Source organism: Mesorhizobium sp. B1-1-1 (assembly GCF_006442955.1).
Lineage (GTDB): Bacteria > Pseudomonadota > Alphaproteobacteria > Rhizobiales > Rhizobiaceae > Mesorhizobium.
Genome location: NZ_VFWW01000005.1, coordinates 1 through 19,803, shown reverse-complemented (window position 1 = coordinate 19,803; position 19,803 = coordinate 1). Strand labels below are relative to the sequence as shown.

The window sequence follows — 19,803 nt, the reverse complement described above, 5'->3', positions numbered from 1 at the left end:
TAAGCCCGGGAAGCGGGCAAACAAAAGAGAGGAACGAACATGCGCATGCCTGACTTTACTGCCCTGCTGACGGCGACGGCCGTCTTCACCTCCGCACTTACTTTTGCCGCCAAGGCCGATGAAGTGCACGTGCTCAACTGGAAGGGCTACGGCGCCGACGAGCCATGGGCGATCGCCGCCTTCGAGAAGGCGACCGGCCATAAGGTGGTCAACGACTTCTTCAATTCCGAACAGGAAATGCTGACCAAGATCCGCACCAATCCCGGCCTCTATGACGTCGTCATGATCAACGCCGCCTTCAACGACCAGGCGATGGCTGAAAAGCTGATCCAGCCGATCGACACCTCCAAGCTGCCCAACTATGCCGATATCAGCAAGGACAAGGCGAACTCGCCGATGCTCGACCATGACGGCAAGGTCTATGGCGTGCCGTGGGTGTGGGGCCTGACCGCCCTTGCCATCAACGAAAAGTCCTTCGACAAGCCGCCGACGTCGATCGCCGAAATGTGGAATCCCGCCCACAAGGGCCGCGTCGTCATCCGCGACGACGCCGTCGAGGCGGTGCAGTTCGGCGCCATCGCGACGGGCCAGAACATCAACGACATCAAGGATATGGACGCGGTCAAGACGAAGCTCACCTCGCTGATGCCGCAGATCAAGACCTTCTGGAGCTCGGAGAACGACTGGAACCAGATGGTGGCTTCCAACCAGATCGACATCGGCACCTATTGGAGCGGTTCGGCCGACCGCGCCAAGACGCATTTCAAGCTGCCGGTCTCGCTCGTGATCCCGCAGGAAGGCGCCGTCGCCTGGCTGGACGCCTTCTCCATCCCGGTCGGCTCCAAGAATGTCGCGGGCGCCGAAGCCTTCATCAATTACATGATCGATCCGAAATTCTATGTCGAATGGGTCACCAAGGTCGGTGCACCGGTGTCGGCCAACACCAAGGCGGTGGAAGCGTTGCCCGAGGATTCGTTCAACCGCAAGGTGATGGGTGATCCCACAGTCGCCAAGCGCATCCAGTTCCAGGCTCCGATCACCGATGCGCAGCGCGAAGCTTATCTTACGCTCTGGCAGCAGCTCAAGGTCGACGTGAAGTAAAACCCGCGCCAGGGCCAGCCGGCGTTCGCGCCGGTTGGTCCTTCCAATCCGGGGAGGAGGATAGCATGGCAGCAGAGGGTGCGGTCGCAGTGCGCGGCGGGCTGAGGTCGGCACTGCCGCTGCTGGCGCCCGCCTATCTCTGGCTGACGGTGGCGATCTTCCTGCCGTTGTCGGCCATGGTGTTCTTCTCGTTCATGACCGACCTGCCGCTGACGGGAAAGCCGTGGGCGTTCACGCTTGGCAACTACGCCGCCTTCTTCTCGCAAAGCCTGTACCTGACACTGCTGCTTGCCTCGCTGCGCCTCGGCCTCGAGGTGACCTTGTGGTGCATCGTCATCGGCTATCCCGCGGCTTATGTACTGGCCAAGGTGCTGAAGGGGCGCAGCCGCGAGGCGATCTTCCTGCTCGTCATCCTGCCGTTCTGGTCGAACGGGCTGGTGCGCATCTTCTCCTGGGCGATGGTTTTGCGCGAAGGCGGCATTCTCGACACCGCGCTCAACGCTGTGCTGCCGTTCAAGATCAACATCGACCTCATGTATTCCTATCCGGCGATCATCATCGGACTGGTGCACTCCTATGTGCCCTACATGGTGCTGACCTGCTATCTCACTTTGCAGGCGATCGACGATTCATTGCTCGAGGCCGGACGCTCGCTCGGCGCCTCGCGGCTGCAGGTGCTGAAGCGGGTCATTGTCCCGCTATCGATGCCGGGCCTGGTGGCGGGCGCGGCCCTCATATTTGTGCCCGTCGTCGGCTCCTTCATGGAGCCGCGGATCCTCGGCGGCCGCAGCGGTACCTTTTACGGCACGGTGATCGAGGACCAGTTCGTCGCCGTGTTCAACTGGCCGCTGGGGGCCGCACTCTCCTTCATTCTGCTGGCCGTCGTGCTGATCATTCTGGCGCTGGCCGCACCGGTGCTGCGGAGGGTGGCGTGATGGCGACGACGCGTATCCTGGAGTGGCTCGGCCGCCTCTATATCGCGGTGCTGCTCGCCTTCCTGTATTTGCCCATCATTATCATGGCGCTGATGTCGTTCAACGTCTCGCCATTCTACCAGCTGCCGTTCGAGTGGACGACGGAATGGTACGCCTCGCTGTGGCAGAACGACCAGCTCATCGCCGCCACCTGGAACAGCATCGAGATCGCCGTCATCACCACGGTCATCTCGACCGTGCTCGGCTCGGCCGCGTCCCTGGCGCTCTACCGCAATGAATTCCGCGGCAAGAAATTCCTGCAGGCGCTGTTGTTCCCACCGATCGCCATTCCCTGGCTGATCACCGGCACGGCGATGCTGATCTTCTTCTTCGGCATCGGCATTGGACGCGGCCTGTTCGCCATCCTGCTCGGCCATGTCGCGCTGGCATTGCCCTATGTCATCGTCGTCGTCTCGGCCCGGCTGCAAACTTTCGCACCGGAGCTGGAAGAGGCGGCGCGCTCGCTGGGGGCCAATCAGTGGCAGGTAACGAACCGGGTTACGCTGCCGTGGATCATGCCGGGTGTGATCGCGGGCGGCTTGTTTGCGTTCGCCGTGTCGTTCGACCAGTTCGTGGTGTCCTACTTCCTGGCGACGCCGGGGCAGACGACGCTGCCGGTCGAGATCTACGCCGCGATCCGCAAGGGTTTCACGCCCGAGATCAACGCGGTCTCCACCATCATAATCGTGGTGTCGATGGCGCTGATGCTGCTCACAGCGCGCTTCTTCAAATTCGGCGGAGAGAAATAATGGCGGGCGTTCAGGTATCAAACGTCTCGCGCAGCTTCGGCGCGCACAAGGCGTTGGACGACGTCTCGATCGATTTCGTCGATGGCGGCTTCTACGCGCTGCTTGGGCCATCAGGCAGCGGCAAGACCACGCTGCTCAGGCAAATCGCCGGCTTCGATTTTCCCGACAGCGGCCGCATCGCCATCGGCGGCGAGAGCGTCGAGCGGGTACCGGTCGAGAAGCGGCGCATCGGCATGGTGTTCCAGAACTACGCGCTGTTCCCCAATATGAGCGTCGCCGACAATGTCGCCTTCGGCCTGTCGGTGCGCGGCGAGGCCAAGGCGGTGATTGCCACCGAGGTGCAACGCGCGCTCGACCTCGTTCAGCTCGGCTCGCTCGGCGGTCGCAAGCCGCATCAGCTCTCCGGCGGCCAGCGCCAGCGGGTCGCGCTGGCGCGCGCCATCGTCACCAAGCCACGCGTGCTTTTGCTCGACGAGCCGCTCGGCGCGCTCGACAAGGCGCTGCGCGTCGACATGCAAATCGAGCTCAAGCGCATCCAGCGCGAGATCGGCATCACAACCATTTTCGTCACCCACGACCAGGAAGAGGCGCTGACGATGAGCGACTGCATCGGTATCTTGCGCGATGGCCGGCTGGTGCAGGAAGGGCCGCCGGAGGAGATCTACGACAAGCCGAAAAGCGAATTCGCCGCCATCTTCCTCGGGGATGCCAACATCTTTCGCGGCGATACCACCGGCAACGGCATCCGCTTGGCGGACGGCACGACGATCGCCGCCGGGGCCGGCGCCAGGCTTGCCGCCGGCGCAAAGGCAAGCTGCGCCGTGCGTCCGGAGCGTATTCGGATTGCCCTGGATGCCGGAACTTCGGGCGGCGATGCCAACATACTGAAGGGCCAGGTTTGCAAACGCATCTTCGCCGGCAACAACAGCACCTACTTTGTCGAGCGTGCCGGCCAGACGCTGAAGGTCATCGTCCAGAACACCGGCGCTGACAGGCTGGCGGAAGGTCAGCATGTCGTACTACGCTGGTCCCCGCAGAGCACGGTGTTGATCCCTGCGGGGTAGTTCACTGAACTGCTGGCGTTCCTTCGCGCCATAAGATCGAGTAGGGGCCAGAGCGGCAATGACGTTGGAATTGACTGCCGAGGACCAATCCATGCTCGACGGCGAGCAAGGGCCGTCGGCGGCCGCGGCCATGAAGATCCTCGTCGCCTTTTCCAAAGCCGTCGGAGCGGACAGCCTCCTCGACATTGCCGGCGCCCATATCGATGGCTGCCTCTACCATGGCACGGCAGGGCTCGATTTCGTCGAACGGCTGGTCGAGGGCGGCGGCCGCGTGCAGGTGCCGACGACGCTCAATGTCGGCTCATTCGATCTCATCCATCCCGGCATGGTGAAGATGCCCGCGGCGGAGGAAGCGCCGGCGCGGCGGCTGATGAAGGCGCATATCGAGCTCGGCTGCCAGGCGACCTTCACCTGCGCGCCCTACCAGACGCGGTTCCGGCCAGATTTCGGGCAGCAGATCGCCTGGGGCGAATCCAACGCCATCGTGTTTGCAAATTCGGTGATCGGCGCGCGCACCAACCGCTATGGCGATTTCATCGACCTGTGCTGCGCCATGACGGGCCGCGCGCCGGCCTGGGGCCTGCATCTGAGCGAGAACCGGCGCGGCCGCATCCTGTTCGAGCTGGACTTTGCTGAGCCAGAGCCGAGCGACGCCCTGTTCGTCGGCGTCGGACTGATCATCGGGCAACCCAGCGGCGATCGCGTTCCGGTTGTCACAGGTCTGCCACGGCCGCGCGACGAGGACCAGCTGAAGGCGCTGGGCGCGGCAGCAGCGACTACCGGCGCCGTGGCGCTGTTCCATGCGGTCGGCATCACGCCCGAAGCGGGAACGCTCGACGAGGCGTTCCATGGTCAAGCGCCGGAAGAGACGATCCGCATCACGCGCGCCGATATCGATCATGCACTGGCCAAGCTGTCGCGCGTACCCGACGGGGCGCCGCTGGCGGCCGTGTCGCTGGGCACTCCGCATTTCTCGCATGCGGAATGGATGCGCCTGCTGCCCTTGCTGCGTGCCATCGCGCCGGGCAGGGGCATCCCGATCTATGTCAACACCGGTCGCGCGACGCTGACGCGATTGCAGGAGGAGGGCGCGCTTGATGGCACACAGGCGTTCGGCCTGATCCCCGTCGCCGACACCTGCACCTATGTCACTGCGATTCTGGAACGGCTCGACGGCGTGGTGATGACCAATTCCGGCAAATGGGCGCATTACGCTCCGGGCAATATTGGCGTGACGGTTGCGTTCGCGGATATGGCGGATTGCATCCGCTCCGCCGCGGTGGGGCATGTCGTGCGGGGCGCGTCATGACCGCGCCGGTGGAACCGGGCGTCGTCCAGCGATCCGGCACCTTCCAACTGGCCGGGAGTGCCGAGGGCCGGGCGTTGGTATTCTCGCAACCGCTGAGCTTCTGGGGCGGCGTTGATGCCACGACAGGCGACATAACGGATCACTCGCATCCTGGCCTCGGCCAGAACGTCGCCGGGAAAATCCTGATCATGCCGAGCGGGCGCGGCTCCTCGTCCTCATCCTCGGTGCTGGCCGAGGCAATCCGCAGGGGCACGGCTCCGGCCGGCATCCTCCTGGAACGGCCTGACCCGATCCTGGCAGTGGGCGCCATCGTCGCGGAATTTCTCTACGGGATCAGCATGCCGCTGGTGGTCTGCGAGATTGACGGCATTGTTTCCGGCGAGCGGATCGCGATCGATGTCGGCGGGGATGACAGGGCAATTGTCCGCAAGGAAACCGTTTCCTGACCAAGCTCGACGCGGACGACGAAGGCAGTTGCGGCTTCGCTCCCCGCCAAATCTCATTTCTTTCAAAACGGCCTTCCGTTCGAACAAACTTTTCGCCCGGCCCGAAACATTGGCACGATATTCCAAGCGGCGCGGTTGACCGGAGGCGGGTTGTCTAGCCTATAATTCTACTAAATTCATAGACTAACTTCGTCCGGCGCTGCACGGCATGGTCCGTCTGAGCGGCAGCAAGAAGGGAGCGCATTGATGCCGAAGACAGAATCCAACTCGATCGAGCTTGGCACCAAAGCGGCCGATTTCCTGCTGCCCGACGCACAAGGCGTGCTGCACCGGCTCGGCGATTTCGATGCAAAGCCCGCCTTGCTCGTCGCCTTTATCTCCAACCGCTGCCCTTTCGTCGTGCTGATCCGCGAGCAGCTTGCCGCTTTCGCCAGGGAATATGCGGGCAAGGGGCTGCAAGTGGTGGCCATCAATGCCAACGACCATGAGGCGCATCCCGAAGAGACGCTGGCCCGCATCGGCGAGGAAGTGGAGAAATTCGGCTATTCCTTCCCCTATCTCAAGGATGCCTCGCAGCAGACGGCGAAAGCCTATGGCGCGGCCTGTACACCCGACTTCTTCCTGTTCGGCGCCGGCCGGCGGCTTGCCTATCATGGCCAGTTCGACGATGCGCGGCCGGGCAATGGCAAGGCGGTGACGGGTAACGACCTGCGCGCGGCGGTCGACGCGGTGCTGGAGGGCGGCAGGCCCGCCGCCGGCCAGGTGCCGTCGATCGGCTGCAACATCAAATGGAGCGCCGGCAATGAGCCGGCGTGGTTCTCGGGCGCTGCACGCGCTGCTTAGCGCCTCGCACTCCTTCGCAGAGCATCCATGTCCATGCCTCAAAAATCCGCGTCCGACAGGCTGCAACTCCAGACCGACGTGCTCGTGCTGGGCGGAGGCCCGTCCGCAGCCTGGGCGGCGGTCGCCGCTGCCGAAAGCGGCGCGCAGGTGGTGCTGGCCGACAAGGGCTATCTCGGCACCAGCGGCGCCACCGCGCCGTCCAATACGGGTACCTGGTGCGTACCGCCGGGCGACAACAGGCATGCGGTGGTCGAGCGACGCTGGCAGCGCACCGGCGAGCTTGCGGACCAGCGCTGGATGCTGCGCTGCGTAGACACGGCCTATCGCAACCTGCTCAGGCTTTCCGAGTGGGGCTATCCGTTCCCGAGCGAGGATGACGGCCGGCTCTACATCGCCAATCTGCGCGGGCCCGACTACATGCGCTTCATGCGCCGCCGTGTGCTTCTGGCTGGCGTTACCGTGCTCGACCATCATCCGGCGCTGGAACTCCTGTCGGATGGCGATGCCGTCGTAGGCGCGGCCGGTATCGGCCGGCAGGCCGGCCAGGACTGGCGCGTCGACGCCAACGCAGTGGTGCTGGCGACCGGCGGCTGCGCTTTCCGTGAGCGCATCCTCGGCGGGACTGGACTGACCGGCGACGGCTATCTGATGGCGGCGGAGGCCGGCGCCAGCCTGTCGGGCATGGAGTTTACCGGCAAATACACGTTGGCGCCCTTTGGATCTTCGCTGAACAAGGGGCTGCCGTTCCGCTGGGCCTCGTTCCATCGCGAGGATGGATCGCCGATCCTGGGCCCTGCCGGTGAGCCGCTGCGCAACGGCATCGGCGACCGCGAGGACGAGGTGGCGCGCGCATTGATCGGGGGACCGGTCTATGCGCGCCTCGATCAAGCGGAACCAGCGCTGCAAGGCTGGTTGCGCCAAGGGCAGCCGAACTGCTTCGTGCCTTATGACCGCGCCGGTGTCGATCCATTCACCGAGCTGTTCCGCATCACCCTTCGCGCCGAAGGCACGGTGCGCGGCACCGGCGGCATCGACATCGTCTCCGACGACTGCGCCACCGGCGTGTCCGGCCTCTATGTCGCAGGCGACGCCGCCAGCCGCGAGATCATGACCGGAGCGGTATCGGGCGGCGGCGCCGTCAACTCCTCCTGGGCGCTGGCCAGCGGCTGGTGGGCGGGCAAGGGCGCCTCAGCCCATGCAAGGCGTCGCGGCGGCAAGGCATTCCGCGGCACCGCGGAACCGCTCGGCCAGGCCGGCCTGCGCCCGGCGGCAGCGGCGCGCGCCGACATCGCGGCAGCCGAGGTCATCGAGGCTGTGCGCAACGAGGTGACGCCGCTCGACAAAAATTTCTTCCGCAACGGCGAGAGCTTGGAGAAAAGCCGGGGGCGGCTGGAGAGTGTCTGGCGCGACGTGCGCGACCATCTGCGGGGCGAAGGGGTGGACCGGGTCCGCGCGCGCGAGGCGGCGTCGATCGCCGCCGCGGGGCGCTGGTCGGTGGCGGCCGCGCTGCATCGGACAGAAAGCCGCGGCATGCATCGGCGCACCGATCTGCAGGGCAAGGACCCGGCCCTCGCGCATCGGCTGGTCATCACCGGCGTCGACGACTTCCGCATTGCCGGGGCGCCGGAGCGCCTGGCGGAGCTGGCGTCATGATCGAGATCGTCTCGGCCGCGCGCTGCGTCGAATGCGACATCTGCGTCAAGGTGTGCCCGACCAATGTGTTCGACGCTACCAAGGACGGCGCGCCTGTGATCGCCCGTCAGGACGACTGCCAGACCTGCTTTCTCTGTGAAATCTACTGCCCGACCGACGCGCTTTACGTGGCCGAGTTCGCCGAGGGGCCGACCGGCATCACGGAAGCGCAGGTCGAGGCACGTCAACTGTTCGGCGGCTACGCCCGCGCGCTCGGCTGGAAGCGCGGCAAGGCCGGCGGCTCTGAATTCGACCCGACGCACCGCATCCGCGTGGCGCAATAGGAAGCGACAGGACATGGACCGCATCGTCGTCAGCGATATCAAGAAGACCTTTCTGCTCAAGCCGGGGCAGTTCGTCACCGTCGACGGCGAGGAGACCGACCGCGTCACCGTGCTCGACGGCGTCGATCTTTCGATCAGCAAAGGCGAGTTCATCACTTTGGTCGGCCCGAGCGGCTCGGGCAAATCTGTGCTGCTCGACATCATCGGCGGGCTGACGCAGGCGAGCGGCGGCGATGTCCAGCTCGACGGCCGGCGCATCACCAGGCCGGATCCTAAGACCGGCTATGTCTTCCAACAATATGCGCTGTTTCCCTGGCGCACGGCGCTGGCCAACATCGAATACGCGCTGGAGGTGCGTGGCGTCGCCAAGGCCGAGCGCACGGTGACGGCGCGCCATTTGTTGTCGTTGTTCGGTCTTGCCGGTTTCGAGGACCGTTTCCCCAACCAGCTCTCCGGGGGCATGCAGCAGCGCGTGGCGATCGCCCGCGCCTTGGCGAGCAACCCGGAAGTGCTTTTGATGGATGAACCCTTCGCCGCACTCGACCAGCAGACGCGCGAGCTCCTGCAGGGCGAGTTGCTGCGGATCTGGGGCAAGATCAAGACAACAGTGATCTTCGTTACCCATTCGATCGACGAGGCAATCTTCCTCGCTGACCGCGTGGTGGTGATGACGGCGCGGCCGGGCGCGGTGAAGGAGATCATAGACATCGACCTGCCACGGCCGCGCGACGGGGACATCCGCGCCAGCGCCGGATTCAACGGATATCGCGGCCGCGTCTGGGACGCGCTGCGCGATGAGGTCAACAAGGCGCAAAAGGACTGGACGCTGTCGCCAGCCTTCAGTCATTGAGGAGGTAGAGCCATGGCTTATCTTACCGAAAAGTTCGGCCCTGCCGGCGCTCTTCATCTGTTTGCCGGCGCCGGCGAGACGGCGGCCGCCGCAAGAGTCCCGGCCATCACCGCCCACAGTGCCAAGGTCCGGCGCAAAGGGACGAGCCACGGGACTTTCCTTTACGGCTTGCCGCTGCTCGGCCTGTTCTTTCTCGTGTGGGAAATCGCGCCACGGCTCGGCTGGCTGAACCGCATCTTCTTTCCGCCGCTGAGCGAGGTGCTGGTCGCTTGGTGGAACCTGCTCGCCTCGGGCGTTCTGGTCGAACATATCGGCATCAGCCTGCAGCGCGCTGCGATCGGCTTCGCTTTCGGCGTGGTGGTGGCCATTCCGCTCGGCCTGCTGATGGGGCGCTACTCGCTGTTCGAGAAGGTCTCTGACCTGCTTGTGCAGACGCTGCGCAACACCTCGCAATTCGCGCTGCTTCCGGTGTTCATCCTTTTGCTCGGCATCGGCGAGGAATCGAAGGTGGCGATCACCTTCTACTCCTCGGTCTTCTTTCTGCTGGTCAACACGATCAGCGGCGTCAAGTCGGTCGATCCGCTGCTGATCAAGGCGGCGCGCTCGATGGGTACGTCCGACTTCGACCTGTTCCGGAAGGTTATCCTGCCGGCCAGCATCCCCTCTGTTGTCGCCGGCGCAAGGCTGGCGGTGAAGTCGTCGCTGTTCGCGGTGATCGGCGCCGAGATGCTGGCGGCCAAATCCGGCCTCGGTTTCCTTATTCAGAACTCGCAGTTGATGATGGAAACGGCGGACATGTATGCCGGCATCCTGACGCTGACCGTCATCGGGCTCACCGTCAACTATTTGCTCGTCTGGTTCGAGCGCTGGGCGACCGCCTGGAAAGGCCAGTCCGAGTCCTCGCTCATCTGAGCCGTTCACTCATTCCAATCAGCAAGGATTTTCCTCATGTCCAACATTGCATTCGACGGATTTCGCCGGCTGTTCCTGAAGGGCGCCATTGCCGTCGTCATCGGCCTTGGCGGCATGCCCGCCTTCGCGCAGGACAAGCCCGAATTCATCCGCATCGGCAGCACCGCGCCGGGGCACCTCAAATTCGTCCTCGCACAGAACGACGGCTGGTGGGAAAAGGAGTTCGCCAAGGACGGCATCAAGGTCGAACTTGTCACCTTCAATGGCGGCTCCGAGGCGACGACGGCGCTTGCGACAGGCGCCATCGAATTCACCTATACCGGCAACAATCCCGCGTTGCGCGTCGCCGCCTCCGGCGCCGATGTCAAGCTGATTGGCCTGTCGAGCTATGTGCGGTCGGGCGGCTCGTATATCGTGGTCAAATCCGACTCTCCACTGAAGACGCTGCAGGACCTCAAAGGCAAGAAGGTCGCCTATCTCACCGGTACGGTGCGGCACTCGAATCTCAGCAAGGCGCTGAACAGCGTCGGCCTGACGACCGGTGATGTCGAGGGATTGAACCTGCCTTTCGAGGCATCCGGCCCGGCACTGCTGCGCGGCGACATCGACGCCCTCGTCGAAACGGATTCGACCGCGGCCAAGCTGGTCGACACCGGCGAGGCACGGGTGCTCTTCGACACCAGCACCCATCCGGAATGGAACGTGCCGAACGTTATTTCGGTCAACGGTGCCTTCGCGGCGAAATATCCCGACCTGGTCAAGCGGCTGCTGAAGGTCGACATCGAGATTTCGCGCTGGGCCGATGCCCATCCCGACGAGACGATCAAGACATTCGTCGAGGCGACCAAGTCGTCGGAGAAATCGGTACGCAAGACCTATGCGGACGGCGTTTTCCACCAGGATCCGAGGCTGACCGACGATGCGATCGAGGCGCTCAAGGGCGAAGAGAAATTCATGGCCGGTGCCGGGCTTTTGAAGGGCTCGATCGACTACGGCAAATGGATCGACAAGAGCTTTGTCGACGCGGCCGGCGCGGAAGTCGCGGCCGTCCAGTAGCGGGCGTGCTGAACGGGCAGGGGTTCCGGCGCCGCTCCATTTCAGAGAGTGTCAGATCTCCGGGATGTTCTCCTTGAAGATCACCTGGAGCCTCGGCTGGTGCAATTCGTAAGGCAGTCTCCGGACCGCATGGGTCAAGGTGTTGAGCGCTTCGCGCGCTTCGACGCGCGGGTTCTGGTCGATGACCGCGTCGAGCGTGCCGTCGAGCAGAAGCTCCTTGGTGCCTTCGGTTACCTCATGGCCGAGGAAAACCATCGATATCGCACGGCCGCGCTCCTTGAGCGCGCGGGCAATGCCGGTGTTGCCCGCGCCGACATTGTAGATCGCGGCCAGGTCGGGGTGCCGCTCCAGAAGGGCTGATGCCTCCGAATAGGCCTTTTCGCGGTCGTCAAGCATCTCGCGCATTTCGACGATCTCCAGATTGGGCGATTCCTCGGCCAATATGTGCCGGAATCCCATCTCGCGTTCCTCATGGCCGCGATAGGAGAGCGAGCCGGCGAACAGCGCCACCTTGCCAGGACGTTCCGAGCCCATGAAACGGTTGAGCAGGTAGCCGGCCAGCCGCCCGGCGGCGCGGTTGTCGATGCCGATATACGCGACCCTTGGCACATGCAGGATGTCGGAGGCGATTGTCACCACCTTGACGTCGTTGGCCGACAGCGAGCGGATGGCCTCGCGCACCGTTGGATGGTCGAGCGCGATGACCCCAACGCCCTGCGTCTGGCCGCGCAGATCCTGCAAAAGGCGTGCGAGCCGGTCGGGATTGAAACCCTCAATGGTGGCGATATGGACATCGAGATCCGGCCGCGCCAAGGCTTGGGCTTCGATGTGGCGATGCAGCATCTTGATGAAGGAATTGGTGCCGGCCGGCAGCGCGAAGTCGAGCCGGATGACATCGCCGGACAAGGGCTTGAGAGGTGCCCCGTTCGCGCCTTCGGCGATGTAGCCAAGACGCTGCGCCATTTCGAGCACGATTTCGCGCGTGCGCGCCCGCACCCCCGGACGGTTGTTGAGAACACGGTCGACGGTGGCGGCGGAAACGCCGGCTTCCCGGGCTATGTCAGTCAGGGTGGAACGCACCGTCTTTCATCTCCTCAATGCATCAGGATCACGCAATGCCGACCGCCGGCCGGGTGGCGACTGCTCTTCGCCATCCGCGATTCTGATGGGAAATGATGTATCCGGCCTTGGCCGATGCGCAAGCCGCCGGGCTAAATCAGATCGCCCGGCAGGATCGCATCGCCGTGGGAAGATAGATTTCCCATCAAATCGAGGCATCAGGAGCGGTGTATGGATTCCGGTATGACGCATTCCTTCGCCTTTCTGCTAGATTGTGAGGTGTTTTGATTATTCATGATGTTGACAGCCTTCCGTGACTGCCGTCAATATCCCTCATGGGCTCGTGGAGGAAACATTGGCCCCGAGGGAGGGAATTCCAATGCCTGATCCGATCCGCATGCCGCGGCTCCGGTTGCCAGCATCTGGAGGCGCGTTGGCGAGATGACGACGGCCGCGAAGAGAGAATTCTGGGAGGAAGACATGGCAGGCAAAGGCTTCGAGCCGGACGTGAAGGTTCGCACCAGCGAATTCAAGATCGGCTGCGTCGGCGCCGGCATGATCATGGCTGAATGCCATCTCGCGGCCTATAAGGAAGCAGGCTTTCCTGTCGTGGCGATCGCTTCGCGTACAAGGGCGAATGCGCAGAAGGTCGCCACGCGCTGGGGCATTCCGACCGTCCACGACACGCCGGAACGACTGATCGAGGATCCGCAAGTCGAGATCATCGACCTGGCTTTCCCACCGGACCAGCAGCCGGCGCTGATCCGCCACGCGCTGAAGCAGAAGCACATCAAGGCGATCCTGGCGCAGAAGCCGCTGGCGCTGTCGGTCGAGGAAGCGGTGAAGCTGCGCGACGAGGCGGCGAAGGCGGGCAAGATCCTCTCGGTCAACCAGAACATGCGCTACGACCAGTCGATGCGCGTGCTGAAGCAGATCATCGACAGCGGCGCGCTCGGCGACGTCGTCTTCGCGCAGATCGACATGCATGCGATCCCGCACTGGCAAGGCTTCCTCGAGGAGTACGACCGGCTGACGCTTGCCAACATGAGCGTGCATCATCTCGACGTGCTGCGTTTCCTGTTCGGCGATCCCGATGAGATCACCACGCTGACGCGCAAGGATCCGCGCACGACTTTCGAACACACCGACGGCATCACCGTCTCGACGCTGCGTTTCCCGTCCGGCGTGCTCGCCGTGTCGCTGGAGGATGTCTGGTCCGGTCCGCGGCAAGAAGGCTACAAGGACGACCAGCACATCAACTGGCGCGTCGACGGCACCAAGGGCGTCGCCAAGGGCACGATCGGCTGGCCGACCGGTGCGGCCTCGACGCTCACCTATGCCTCGGCCGAGACAACGGATGGCGAGTGGGTCAGCCCAAGCTGGGACACGATGTGGTTCCCGCATGCTTTCATCGGCGTGATGGAACAACTCCAGCACGCCGTGAAGACAGGCACGCCACCGGCGCTTTCCGTCGCCGACAACGTCAAGACCATGGCGCTGGTAGAGGCGGGCTATCGCTCGATCGCTTCGGGCCGCACGGTCAAGCTTTCCGAAATCTCGACAAACCCGATCAATTGAAATCACTGGTAACTGAATCGCTTACAGGGAGGAATTCACACCATGATGCAGGCAGGTATTTTCACGGGCTATTTCCCGTACGGCCTCGAAGAGACGGCGAAGAAGATCCGCGGGCTCGGTTTCAACACGGTGCAGCTCGACCTGCATTTCAGGGATATCGACCTGTCCGCCGGGCAGATCACCAAGGACAAGGCCAAGACCGTGCGCGATGTCTTCCGCGACCACAACCTGCCGGTCTGCTGCGTGTCGGGCTACACCAACATCATCCATCCCGACAAGGCAGAGCGCGACAAGCGCGTCGGCTACCTCAAGGAGATCATCCGCAACGCCCGCCATTTCGGCTCGCCCTACGTGATCTCGGAAACCGGCACCTACAACACCGAATCCGACTGGGTGCACCACCCCAAGAACAAGACCGAGGAGGGGTTCGAGGAATGCCGCAAGGTGATATCAGATCTTGCCCAGACGGCCTATGACCATGGCGCGGTCTTCCTGCTCGAAACCTATGTCAACAACGTCGTCGGCTCGGTCGAGGAGACGGTCAAGATGTTCGCGCAGGTCGATCACCCGGGCCTTGGCCTGCTGATGGACCCGACCAACTATTTCGAGACGCACAACATCGACCGGATGGACCAGATCCTGAACCAGGTGTTCGACACGTTGACGGACAAGATCAGGATAGCGCATGCCAAGGACGTCAAGCGCTCGGGCAGCGACAAGTCGGAAAAGCACGCCGACATCGGCGATGAGGATGCCATGGAAAGCCACACCTTCCGCGGCGTCGGCGAGATCGAACTGCCGGCGCCCGGCCTCGGCTCGCTCAACTACGACCTTTATCTTCAGCGGCTTGCCGAGAAGCACCCGAACATTCCGGTCATCATCGAGCACCTGTCGGAAGACGACGTGCCGCGCGCCAAGACATTCCTCGACGAGAAGTTCCGCGCCAACGGCCTGTGATGGCCGGCCGCGCCGCCTGTGCATGGCGGCACGGCTCCAAACAAGGAGGAAAGCAATGTTGAAATTTGCATTGAAATTGGCGGCTGCCGCGACTGTGCTTGCCGGCATCGCGTTCGGGTCGGCCGCGCAGGCACAGGACGGCCAGAAGACCTTTTATCTACTGTCGCATGGCGGCCCGTCGGACGCTTTCTGGATCGACTGGAACGCCGGCGCCACAAAGGCCTGCGACCAGCTCAAGGTGACCTGCAAGATCTCCTTCAGCGGCGGCGACATGGCGGCGCAGAAGGAAGCCTTCAATTCCGCGCTTGCCGCCAAGCCCGATGGCATCGCCACCACCTCGGCGCAGCCTGGCCTGTGGACCGAGGAGGTCAAGGCGGCGAAGGCCGCCGGCATCCCGATCGTGTTCTTCAACACCGACGATCCGGCGACGGGGCGGCAGGCCTATGTCGGCGCCGACCTGAAGGAGGCCGGCACGATCTGGGCAAAGTATCTTGTCGACCACAAAATGGTGAAGCAGGGTGACAAGGTCTTTCTGCCGGTCGAAGTCCCCGGCGCAAGCTACCAGCAGCTCGAGACCGAAGGCATCGCCAGCGTCTTCGATCCGCTCGGCATCAAATATGACGTGGTCGATTGCGGCACCGATCCGGCCGGCATCATCGCCAAGATGACCGACTATATGGTTGCCAACAATCCGCCGGCGATCATCGCGCTCGGCGATTCCGTGGCGGCCAGCGTCAAGCGGGTCTTCGACGGCGCCGGCGTGCCGGCAGGCAAAATCCCGGTCGTCGGCTGGGGCAATTCGAAGGAGACGGCGCAAGCCGTCCAGGACGGTTTCGTCAACGCTGCGGCCTGGCAGTACCCATCGGCGCAGGGCTTCATGCCGGTAGCACTGCTCGGGCTTGCCGCCTCGGGCGAGCCAATCGGCTACGACATCCACACTTTCGGTCTCTACGACGCGTCGAGCGTCGAGCCGATCCTCAAACTCTACGACAAGAAGTGAAAATGGACGCCCGCCGCGCCGGCGGCGGGCGCCTGCAAACAGCATGGTTCAGAACGTCATGGCAGTCACCGCGGAAGAGGGCGCAGCAAGCGCCAGGAGCAGGTCGAGGCTGATGCGCTCGCCGCAATTTTCCTCGTTCATCATCCTCGTCGTCCTTCTCGTGGTATTCGCGATCGCGGACGGCAATTTCCTGTCGCCGCTCAACATCTCCAACATGATGGCGTTCCTGCCCGAGCTCGGCATCATCGCGCTCGGCATGACGCTGCTTCTGACGGCCGGCGAGTTCGACCTGTCGGTCGGTGCCGTATTCGGCCTGGCGCCAGTGGTCGTGATGCTTCTGGTGCAGAACGGCGGGGTGGATATCGGCGTCGCCCTTCTGGCTGGACTTTTACTGTGCATCGCGATTGGGGCGATCAATGGGGTGATCGTCACCAAGATCGGCATCTCGTCATTCCTGGTGACCCTGTCCATGCTGCTGATCGTGCGCGGCGCGGCCCTCTACATCACGCAGGGTTTCCCGCTGAAGTCGTGGGACCAGCCTGGCTTCTTCGTGACGCTGCTTGCCGGCAGCTTCAATATCGGCTCGTTCCGCTTCTACACCTCGCTGTGGTGGTTCGTCGGCCTGTCGTTGCTGGCAATCTACGTCCTGCGCTATGCCAAGCTCGGCAACTGGATCAGCGCCATCGGTTCCAACCGCAACGCGGCAGTGGCCCGCGGCGTGCCGGCGGACGCCGTCAAGATATGGCTGTTCATCGCCACCTCGGTGCTGGCCGGGCTTGCCGGCATGATCAGCGCCTTTCGTATTTCGGCCGCTTCGCCGGTGGCCGGCACAGGCTATGAGCTCGAAGTGATCGCCATGGTGGTGGTTGGCGGCACGGCGCTGACCGGCGGACGCGGCACCATCCTGGGCACCATCGTCGGCGCGCTGATGCTGCGCGCCATCCGTAACGGCATCGTGCTCGTCGGCGTGCCCGGCCTCGCCTACAACATCTTCGTCGGCGTGATCATCCTCGCCATGCTCATCCTGCATGCTTTGCTGCAGAAAAACGCGGCAAGGAGCTGACTATGATGCAAGAAGTGCTTCGGCTGCAGAACCTGCAAAAATCCTTCGGCAGCGTGCGCGCGCTGAAGAATGCCTCGCTGACGCTGAGAGAAGGCGAGATAGTGGCCCTGCTCGGCGACAATGGCGCCGGCAAATCGACGCTGATCAAGGCGATCTCCGGCGTCTTCCCGGTCGATCGCGGTGACATCTATGTGCGCGGGCAGAAGGTTTCGATCCGCTCGACGCGCGACGCGATGGATCTCGGCATCGAGACCATCCACCAGGATACGTCGCTGGCGCCGGATCTCAGTATCGCGCGCAACCTCTTCCTCGGCCGCGAACCGGTCAATTTCAAATGGTTGGGCGTGTTTGCGCCGCTCGATCTCGCCAAGCTGCGCGATGCTGCCTCCTCCCTGCTGAAGCGCGTCGGCATCTCGAAGAAACTCGACGCCGACGCGCTGGTCTCAACGCTGTCGGGCGGCGAGCGCCAGTCGATCGCCATTTCGCGGGCCATGCAGTTCGCCGCCAAGGTGATCATCCTCGACGAGCCGACCAACAATCTCGGCGTCGAGGAAACCCATGGCGTGCTGCGCTTCGTCAAGGAGATGCGTCAGGCCGGCCATTCGGTGCTGCTCATCACCCACAACATCCATCACGTGTTCGAGGTTGCCGACCGCATCATCGTCATGCGCCGCGGCGAGATCGTTGCCGAGCAGACGGTCGCCGATACCGATCTGCTGACCGTGGAAAGCATCATCACCGGCGCCGACCTGTCGGCTCTGATGAAGAGGGCGCAGTGACGGCATGGTAGAGCTTTACGGCAAGACGCTCTCGCGCCGGCAGGTCTCGGAACGCTCCGGCATGCTGTCGCAGTTCGCCGGCGTGCGGCTGATGACGCTCGGCGACGGGGTGGAGCGCGGTGTCCGCATGCTGGAGTTCCGCACCGGCTCCGGCCTGCGCTTCACCGCACTCGTCGACCGCGCGCTCGACATCGCCGATTGCGACTTCAAGGGCCAGGCGATCGGCTGGCACTCGCCGGGCGGTTTTCGCAACCCCGGTCTTCACGACTATGAGGGGGAAGGGGGGCTGGCCTGGGCGCGCTCCTTTTCCGGTTTGCTGGTCACCTGCGGCCTCGACCATATACTGGGTCGGGAAGAGGTGCCGGCCGAGAACTACAACTATCCCGGCAAGAAGACCGTGATCCATTCGCTGCATGGCCGTGTCGGCACCATCCCGGCGCGGCTGACCGGCTACGGTGAGGCGTGGGACGGCGACCGCTGCGTGCTGTGGGCCGAAGGCATCGTCCAGCAATCGGCGGTATTCGGCGAGGATCTGCATCTGATCCGGCGGATCGAGGCGGATGTCGGCGGCAACGAGATCCGGCTGTCCGACCGCGTCGTGAACCATGGCTTCAATCGCACGCCGCATATGTATTTCTACCATGTGAATGTCAGTCATCCCCTGCTTGACGAGGGCTCACGCTACCTCGCGCCAATCCGCGACGTGGTGTGGGCCGGCCATGCCGGCGAGCGCTATGAGGCGCAGAAGGTCGGCTACCGCACCGTGCCGGAACCGCGAATGGGGTTCAGCGAACAGGTCTGGCAGCATGAAATGGACGCCGATGGAAAGGGCGAGGTACCAGTGGCGGTGGTCAACGACCGGCTCGGCCTCGGCTTCGAAATGGTGACGCGGAAAGACCAGCTGCCTTGCGCCTATCAATGGCAGAATTTCCAGGCCGGACACTATGCGCTGGGCATCGAGCCATCGACGCATCATGTGCTCGGCGATCTCGCCGCGCGCGAACGCGGCGAGATGATCTGGCTGGAGCATGACGAAGGCCGCGCCTACGATGCCGTGTTCCGGGTCCTGGACGGCAGGGAAGCGATCGCCGGCGCCGAAGCCAGGATTGCGGCGATCGCCCGCCAGCCCGAACAGGATTATCCTCGGCCTTCCGGCAATTTCCGGAGACTGGCGGGCCCGGCATGAGCGCGACATGTATTCAAAGCAAGCCCTCCGGCCGGCGGACCGGATTGCGAGCGGTGCGAGAAGTTTGGAGGCCCGTGTGAAGACGATGGCAAAAAAGCGGGATTACAGCCTGGTCGGTGAAAGCACCAGAGCCGCGATCGAGACCGGCCTGGCCTCCGCCGAATGGTACCACACCGATGTCCCCCGCAAGGTGATGAAGGAGCTGATGCAGCGTTCCGACGGGCCGGCGATCCGCGACACCATCATCTGGATTGTTGCGATCCTGGCCTCGGCCGCCGGCATCATATGGTTCTGGGGCTCATGGTGGGTGGTGCCGTTCCTATTCATCTACGGCGTGCTCTACGGCTCGTCTAGCGACTCGCGCTGGCACGAATGCGGCCATGGCACGGCCTTCCGCACGCGCTGGATGAACGATGTCGTGTACCACATCGCCTCCTTCATGCTGATGCGCAATCCAGTGCAGTGGCGCTGGAGCCATGCCCGCCACCACACCGACACCATCATCGTCGGCCGCGATGCCGAGATCGCCGTCATGCGGCCGCCGGACCTGTTGAAGGCGGCGCTGGCCTTCACCGGCATCCTCGATTTCCGCTACTCGCTGCCGACGCTCGTGCGCCAGGCGTTCGGCAAGCTGTCCGACGAGGAAAAGAGCTATGTTCCGGAAATGGAATGGGCAAAGGCCGTGACGGCCGCGCGGTGGCATGTTGCCGTGTACATTGCGACGATCGCTGTCGCGGTCGTCCTCAGGTCATGGATACCGGTGGTGCTGATTGGGTTGCCGCGCCTCTACGGCACCTGGCACATGGTGACCACCGGCCTGCTGCAGCATATCGGGCTGGCCGACAATGTCGTCGACCACCGCACACGCTTCAATCCAATCGACCATCTCTGTCTCCCGCAA

At 63.7% G+C, this 19,803-nt stretch carries 20 protein-coding genes; 19 read left to right on the top strand and 1 reads right to left on the bottom strand.

Annotated features, from left to right (window positions below; translation table 11 throughout):
- The first annotated feature begins 39 nt into the window (after positions 1-39).
- From FJ986_RS10790 to FJ986_RS10735, 12 genes are all read left to right on the top strand, one after another.
- Complete coding sequence (locus FJ986_RS10790; protein ID WP_140499914.1) at positions 40-1,101, top strand: ABC transporter substrate-binding protein; 1,062 nt, start codon at positions 40-42, stop codon at positions 1,099-1,101.
- A 65-nt stretch (positions 1,102-1,166) separates the two neighbouring features.
- Positions 1,167-2,036 carry an ABC transporter permease gene (locus tag FJ986_RS10785; RefSeq protein ID WP_140515893.1) on the top strand — a complete coding sequence of 290 codons (870 nt, stop codon included), beginning with the start codon at positions 1,167-1,169 and terminating at the stop codon, positions 2,034-2,036.
- A complete protein-coding gene (locus FJ986_RS10780; RefSeq protein WP_140499911.1) occupies positions 2,036-2,824 on the top strand; it encodes an ABC transporter permease in 789 nt (262 codons plus the stop codon). Before FJ986_RS10785 ends, FJ986_RS10780 begins: the two co-directional genes overlap by 1 nt.
- Positions 2,824-3,888, top strand: a complete 1,065-nt coding sequence (locus FJ986_RS10775; RefSeq protein ID WP_140674245.1) for an ABC transporter ATP-binding protein — start codon at positions 2,824-2,826, stop codon at positions 3,886-3,888. Before FJ986_RS10780 ends, FJ986_RS10775 begins: the two co-directional genes overlap by 1 nt.
- Before the next feature lie 58 nt (positions 3,889-3,946).
- Positions 3,947-5,197: an aconitase X gene (locus FJ986_RS10770; protein WP_140674243.1), complete on the top strand. Its 1,251-nt coding sequence runs from the start codon at positions 3,947-3,949 to the stop codon at positions 5,195-5,197.
- Complete coding sequence (locus FJ986_RS10765) at positions 5,194-5,643, top strand: DUF126 domain-containing protein (protein ID WP_140674241.1); 450 nt, start codon at positions 5,194-5,196, stop codon at positions 5,641-5,643. The genes FJ986_RS10770 and FJ986_RS10765 overlap by 4 nt, the downstream gene beginning before the upstream one ends.
- Before the next feature lie 246 nt (positions 5,644-5,889).
- Entirely contained in the window at positions 5,890-6,486 is a 597-nt protein-coding gene (locus tag FJ986_RS10760) for a thioredoxin family protein (protein WP_140567578.1), read from the top strand.
- Positions 6,487-6,513: 27 nt separating this feature from the next.
- Positions 6,514-8,139, top strand: coding sequence for an FAD-binding protein (locus tag FJ986_RS10755; RefSeq protein WP_140674239.1), 1,626 nt, complete (start codon positions 6,514-6,516; stop codon positions 8,137-8,139).
- Positions 8,136-8,462, top strand: coding sequence for a ferredoxin family protein (locus FJ986_RS10750; protein WP_140499901.1), 327 nt, complete (start codon positions 8,136-8,138; stop codon positions 8,460-8,462). The genes FJ986_RS10755 and FJ986_RS10750 overlap by 4 nt, the downstream gene beginning before the upstream one ends.
- A gap of 13 nt (positions 8,463-8,475) precedes the next feature.
- Positions 8,476-9,312: an ABC transporter ATP-binding protein gene (locus FJ986_RS10745; RefSeq protein WP_140674237.1), complete on the top strand. Its 837-nt coding sequence runs from the start codon at positions 8,476-8,478 to the stop codon at positions 9,310-9,312.
- Positions 9,313-9,324: 12 nt separating this feature from the next.
- Complete coding sequence (locus FJ986_RS10740; RefSeq protein WP_140561053.1) at positions 9,325-10,224, top strand: ABC transporter permease; 900 nt, start codon at positions 9,325-9,327, stop codon at positions 10,222-10,224.
- Positions 10,225-10,260: 36 nt separating this feature from the next.
- Positions 10,261-11,280, top strand: a complete 1,020-nt coding sequence (locus tag FJ986_RS10735; RefSeq protein WP_140674235.1) for an aliphatic sulfonate ABC transporter substrate-binding protein — start codon at positions 10,261-10,263, stop codon at positions 11,278-11,280.
- 51 nt (positions 11,281-11,331) lie between these two features.
- Here FJ986_RS10735 and FJ986_RS10730 read toward each other — a convergent pair whose 3' ends face one another.
- A complete protein-coding gene (locus FJ986_RS10730; RefSeq protein ID WP_140557930.1) occupies positions 11,332-12,360 on the bottom strand; it encodes a LacI family DNA-binding transcriptional regulator in 1,029 nt (342 codons plus the stop codon).
- 459 nt (positions 12,361-12,819) lie between these two features.
- Between FJ986_RS10730 and FJ986_RS10725 the strand changes: the two genes are divergently transcribed.
- The 7 genes from FJ986_RS10725 to FJ986_RS10695 form a co-directional block, all read left to right on the top strand.
- Positions 12,820-13,917, top strand: coding sequence for a Gfo/Idh/MocA family oxidoreductase (locus FJ986_RS10725; protein WP_140582286.1), 1,098 nt, complete (start codon positions 12,820-12,822; stop codon positions 13,915-13,917).
- Between the two features lie 42 nt (positions 13,918-13,959).
- The gene (locus FJ986_RS10720; RefSeq protein WP_140674233.1) at positions 13,960-14,874 is read left to right on the top strand and encodes a sugar phosphate isomerase/epimerase; all 915 of its coding nucleotides are present in this window, start codon (positions 13,960-13,962) and stop codon (positions 14,872-14,874) included.
- A 55-nt stretch (positions 14,875-14,929) separates the two neighbouring features.
- Positions 14,930-15,874 (top strand): substrate-binding domain-containing protein, encoded by a 945-nt coding sequence (locus tag FJ986_RS10715; RefSeq protein WP_140499889.1) that lies wholly within the window; start codon positions 14,930-14,932, stop codon positions 15,872-15,874.
- Positions 15,875-15,917: 43 nt separating this feature from the next.
- Positions 15,918-16,937, top strand: coding sequence for an ABC transporter permease (locus tag FJ986_RS10710; protein WP_181165269.1), 1,020 nt, complete (start codon positions 15,918-15,920; stop codon positions 16,935-16,937).
- 2 nt (positions 16,938-16,939) lie between these two features.
- Positions 16,940-17,716, top strand: coding sequence for an ATP-binding cassette domain-containing protein (locus FJ986_RS10705; RefSeq protein ID WP_140499887.1), 777 nt, complete (start codon positions 16,940-16,942; stop codon positions 17,714-17,716).
- Positions 17,717-17,720: 4 nt separating this feature from the next.
- A complete protein-coding gene (locus FJ986_RS10700) occupies positions 17,721-18,902 on the top strand; it encodes an aldose 1-epimerase family protein (RefSeq protein WP_140499885.1) in 1,182 nt (393 codons plus the stop codon).
- Positions 18,903-18,987: 85 nt separating this feature from the next.
- A partial coding sequence (locus FJ986_RS10695) for a fatty acid desaturase (protein ID WP_140674469.1) occupies positions 18,988-19,803 on the top strand: 816 nt, incomplete at its 3' end.

Excerpts from the sequence above, each read along its gene's own strand:
- FJ986_RS10790 (WP_140499914.1), top strand. The coding sequence starts at position 40 with ATGCGCATGCCTGACTTTACTGCCCTGCTGACGGCGACGGCCGTCTTC.
- FJ986_RS10785 (WP_140515893.1), top strand. The coding sequence starts at position 1,167 with ATGGCAGCAGAGGGTGCGGTCGCAGTGCGCGGCGGGCTGAGGTCGGCA.
- FJ986_RS10780 (WP_140499911.1), top strand. The coding sequence starts at position 2,036 with ATGGCGACGACGCGTATCCTGGAGTGGCTCGGCCGCCTCTATATCGCG.
- FJ986_RS10775 (WP_140674245.1), top strand. The coding sequence starts at position 2,824 with ATGGCGGGCGTTCAGGTATCAAACGTCTCGCGCAGCTTCGGCGCGCAC.
- FJ986_RS10770 (WP_140674243.1), top strand. The coding sequence starts at position 3,947 with ATGACGTTGGAATTGACTGCCGAGGACCAATCCATGCTCGACGGCGAG.
- FJ986_RS10765 (WP_140674241.1), top strand. The coding sequence starts at position 5,194 with ATGACCGCGCCGGTGGAACCGGGCGTCGTCCAGCGATCCGGCACCTTC.
- FJ986_RS10760 (WP_140567578.1), top strand. The coding sequence starts at position 5,890 with ATGCCGAAGACAGAATCCAACTCGATCGAGCTTGGCACCAAAGCGGCC.
- FJ986_RS10755 (WP_140674239.1), top strand. The coding sequence starts at position 6,514 with ATGTCCATGCCTCAAAAATCCGCGTCCGACAGGCTGCAACTCCAGACC.
- FJ986_RS10750 (WP_140499901.1), top strand. The coding sequence starts at position 8,136 with ATGATCGAGATCGTCTCGGCCGCGCGCTGCGTCGAATGCGACATCTGC.
- FJ986_RS10745 (WP_140674237.1), top strand. The coding sequence starts at position 8,476 with ATGGACCGCATCGTCGTCAGCGATATCAAGAAGACCTTTCTGCTCAAG.
- FJ986_RS10740 (WP_140561053.1), top strand. The coding sequence starts at position 9,325 with ATGGCTTATCTTACCGAAAAGTTCGGCCCTGCCGGCGCTCTTCATCTG.
- FJ986_RS10735 (WP_140674235.1), top strand. The coding sequence starts at position 10,261 with ATGTCCAACATTGCATTCGACGGATTTCGCCGGCTGTTCCTGAAGGGC.
- FJ986_RS10725 (WP_140582286.1), top strand. The coding sequence starts at position 12,820 with ATGGCAGGCAAAGGCTTCGAGCCGGACGTGAAGGTTCGCACCAGCGAA.
- FJ986_RS10720 (WP_140674233.1), top strand. The coding sequence starts at position 13,960 with ATGATGCAGGCAGGTATTTTCACGGGCTATTTCCCGTACGGCCTCGAA.
- FJ986_RS10715 (WP_140499889.1), top strand. The coding sequence starts at position 14,930 with ATGTTGAAATTTGCATTGAAATTGGCGGCTGCCGCGACTGTGCTTGCC.
- FJ986_RS10710 (WP_181165269.1), top strand. The coding sequence starts at position 15,918 with ATGGTTCAGAACGTCATGGCAGTCACCGCGGAAGAGGGCGCAGCAAGC.
- FJ986_RS10705 (WP_140499887.1), top strand. The coding sequence starts at position 16,940 with ATGATGCAAGAAGTGCTTCGGCTGCAGAACCTGCAAAAATCCTTCGGC.
- FJ986_RS10700 (WP_140499885.1), top strand. The coding sequence starts at position 17,721 with ATGGTAGAGCTTTACGGCAAGACGCTCTCGCGCCGGCAGGTCTCGGAA.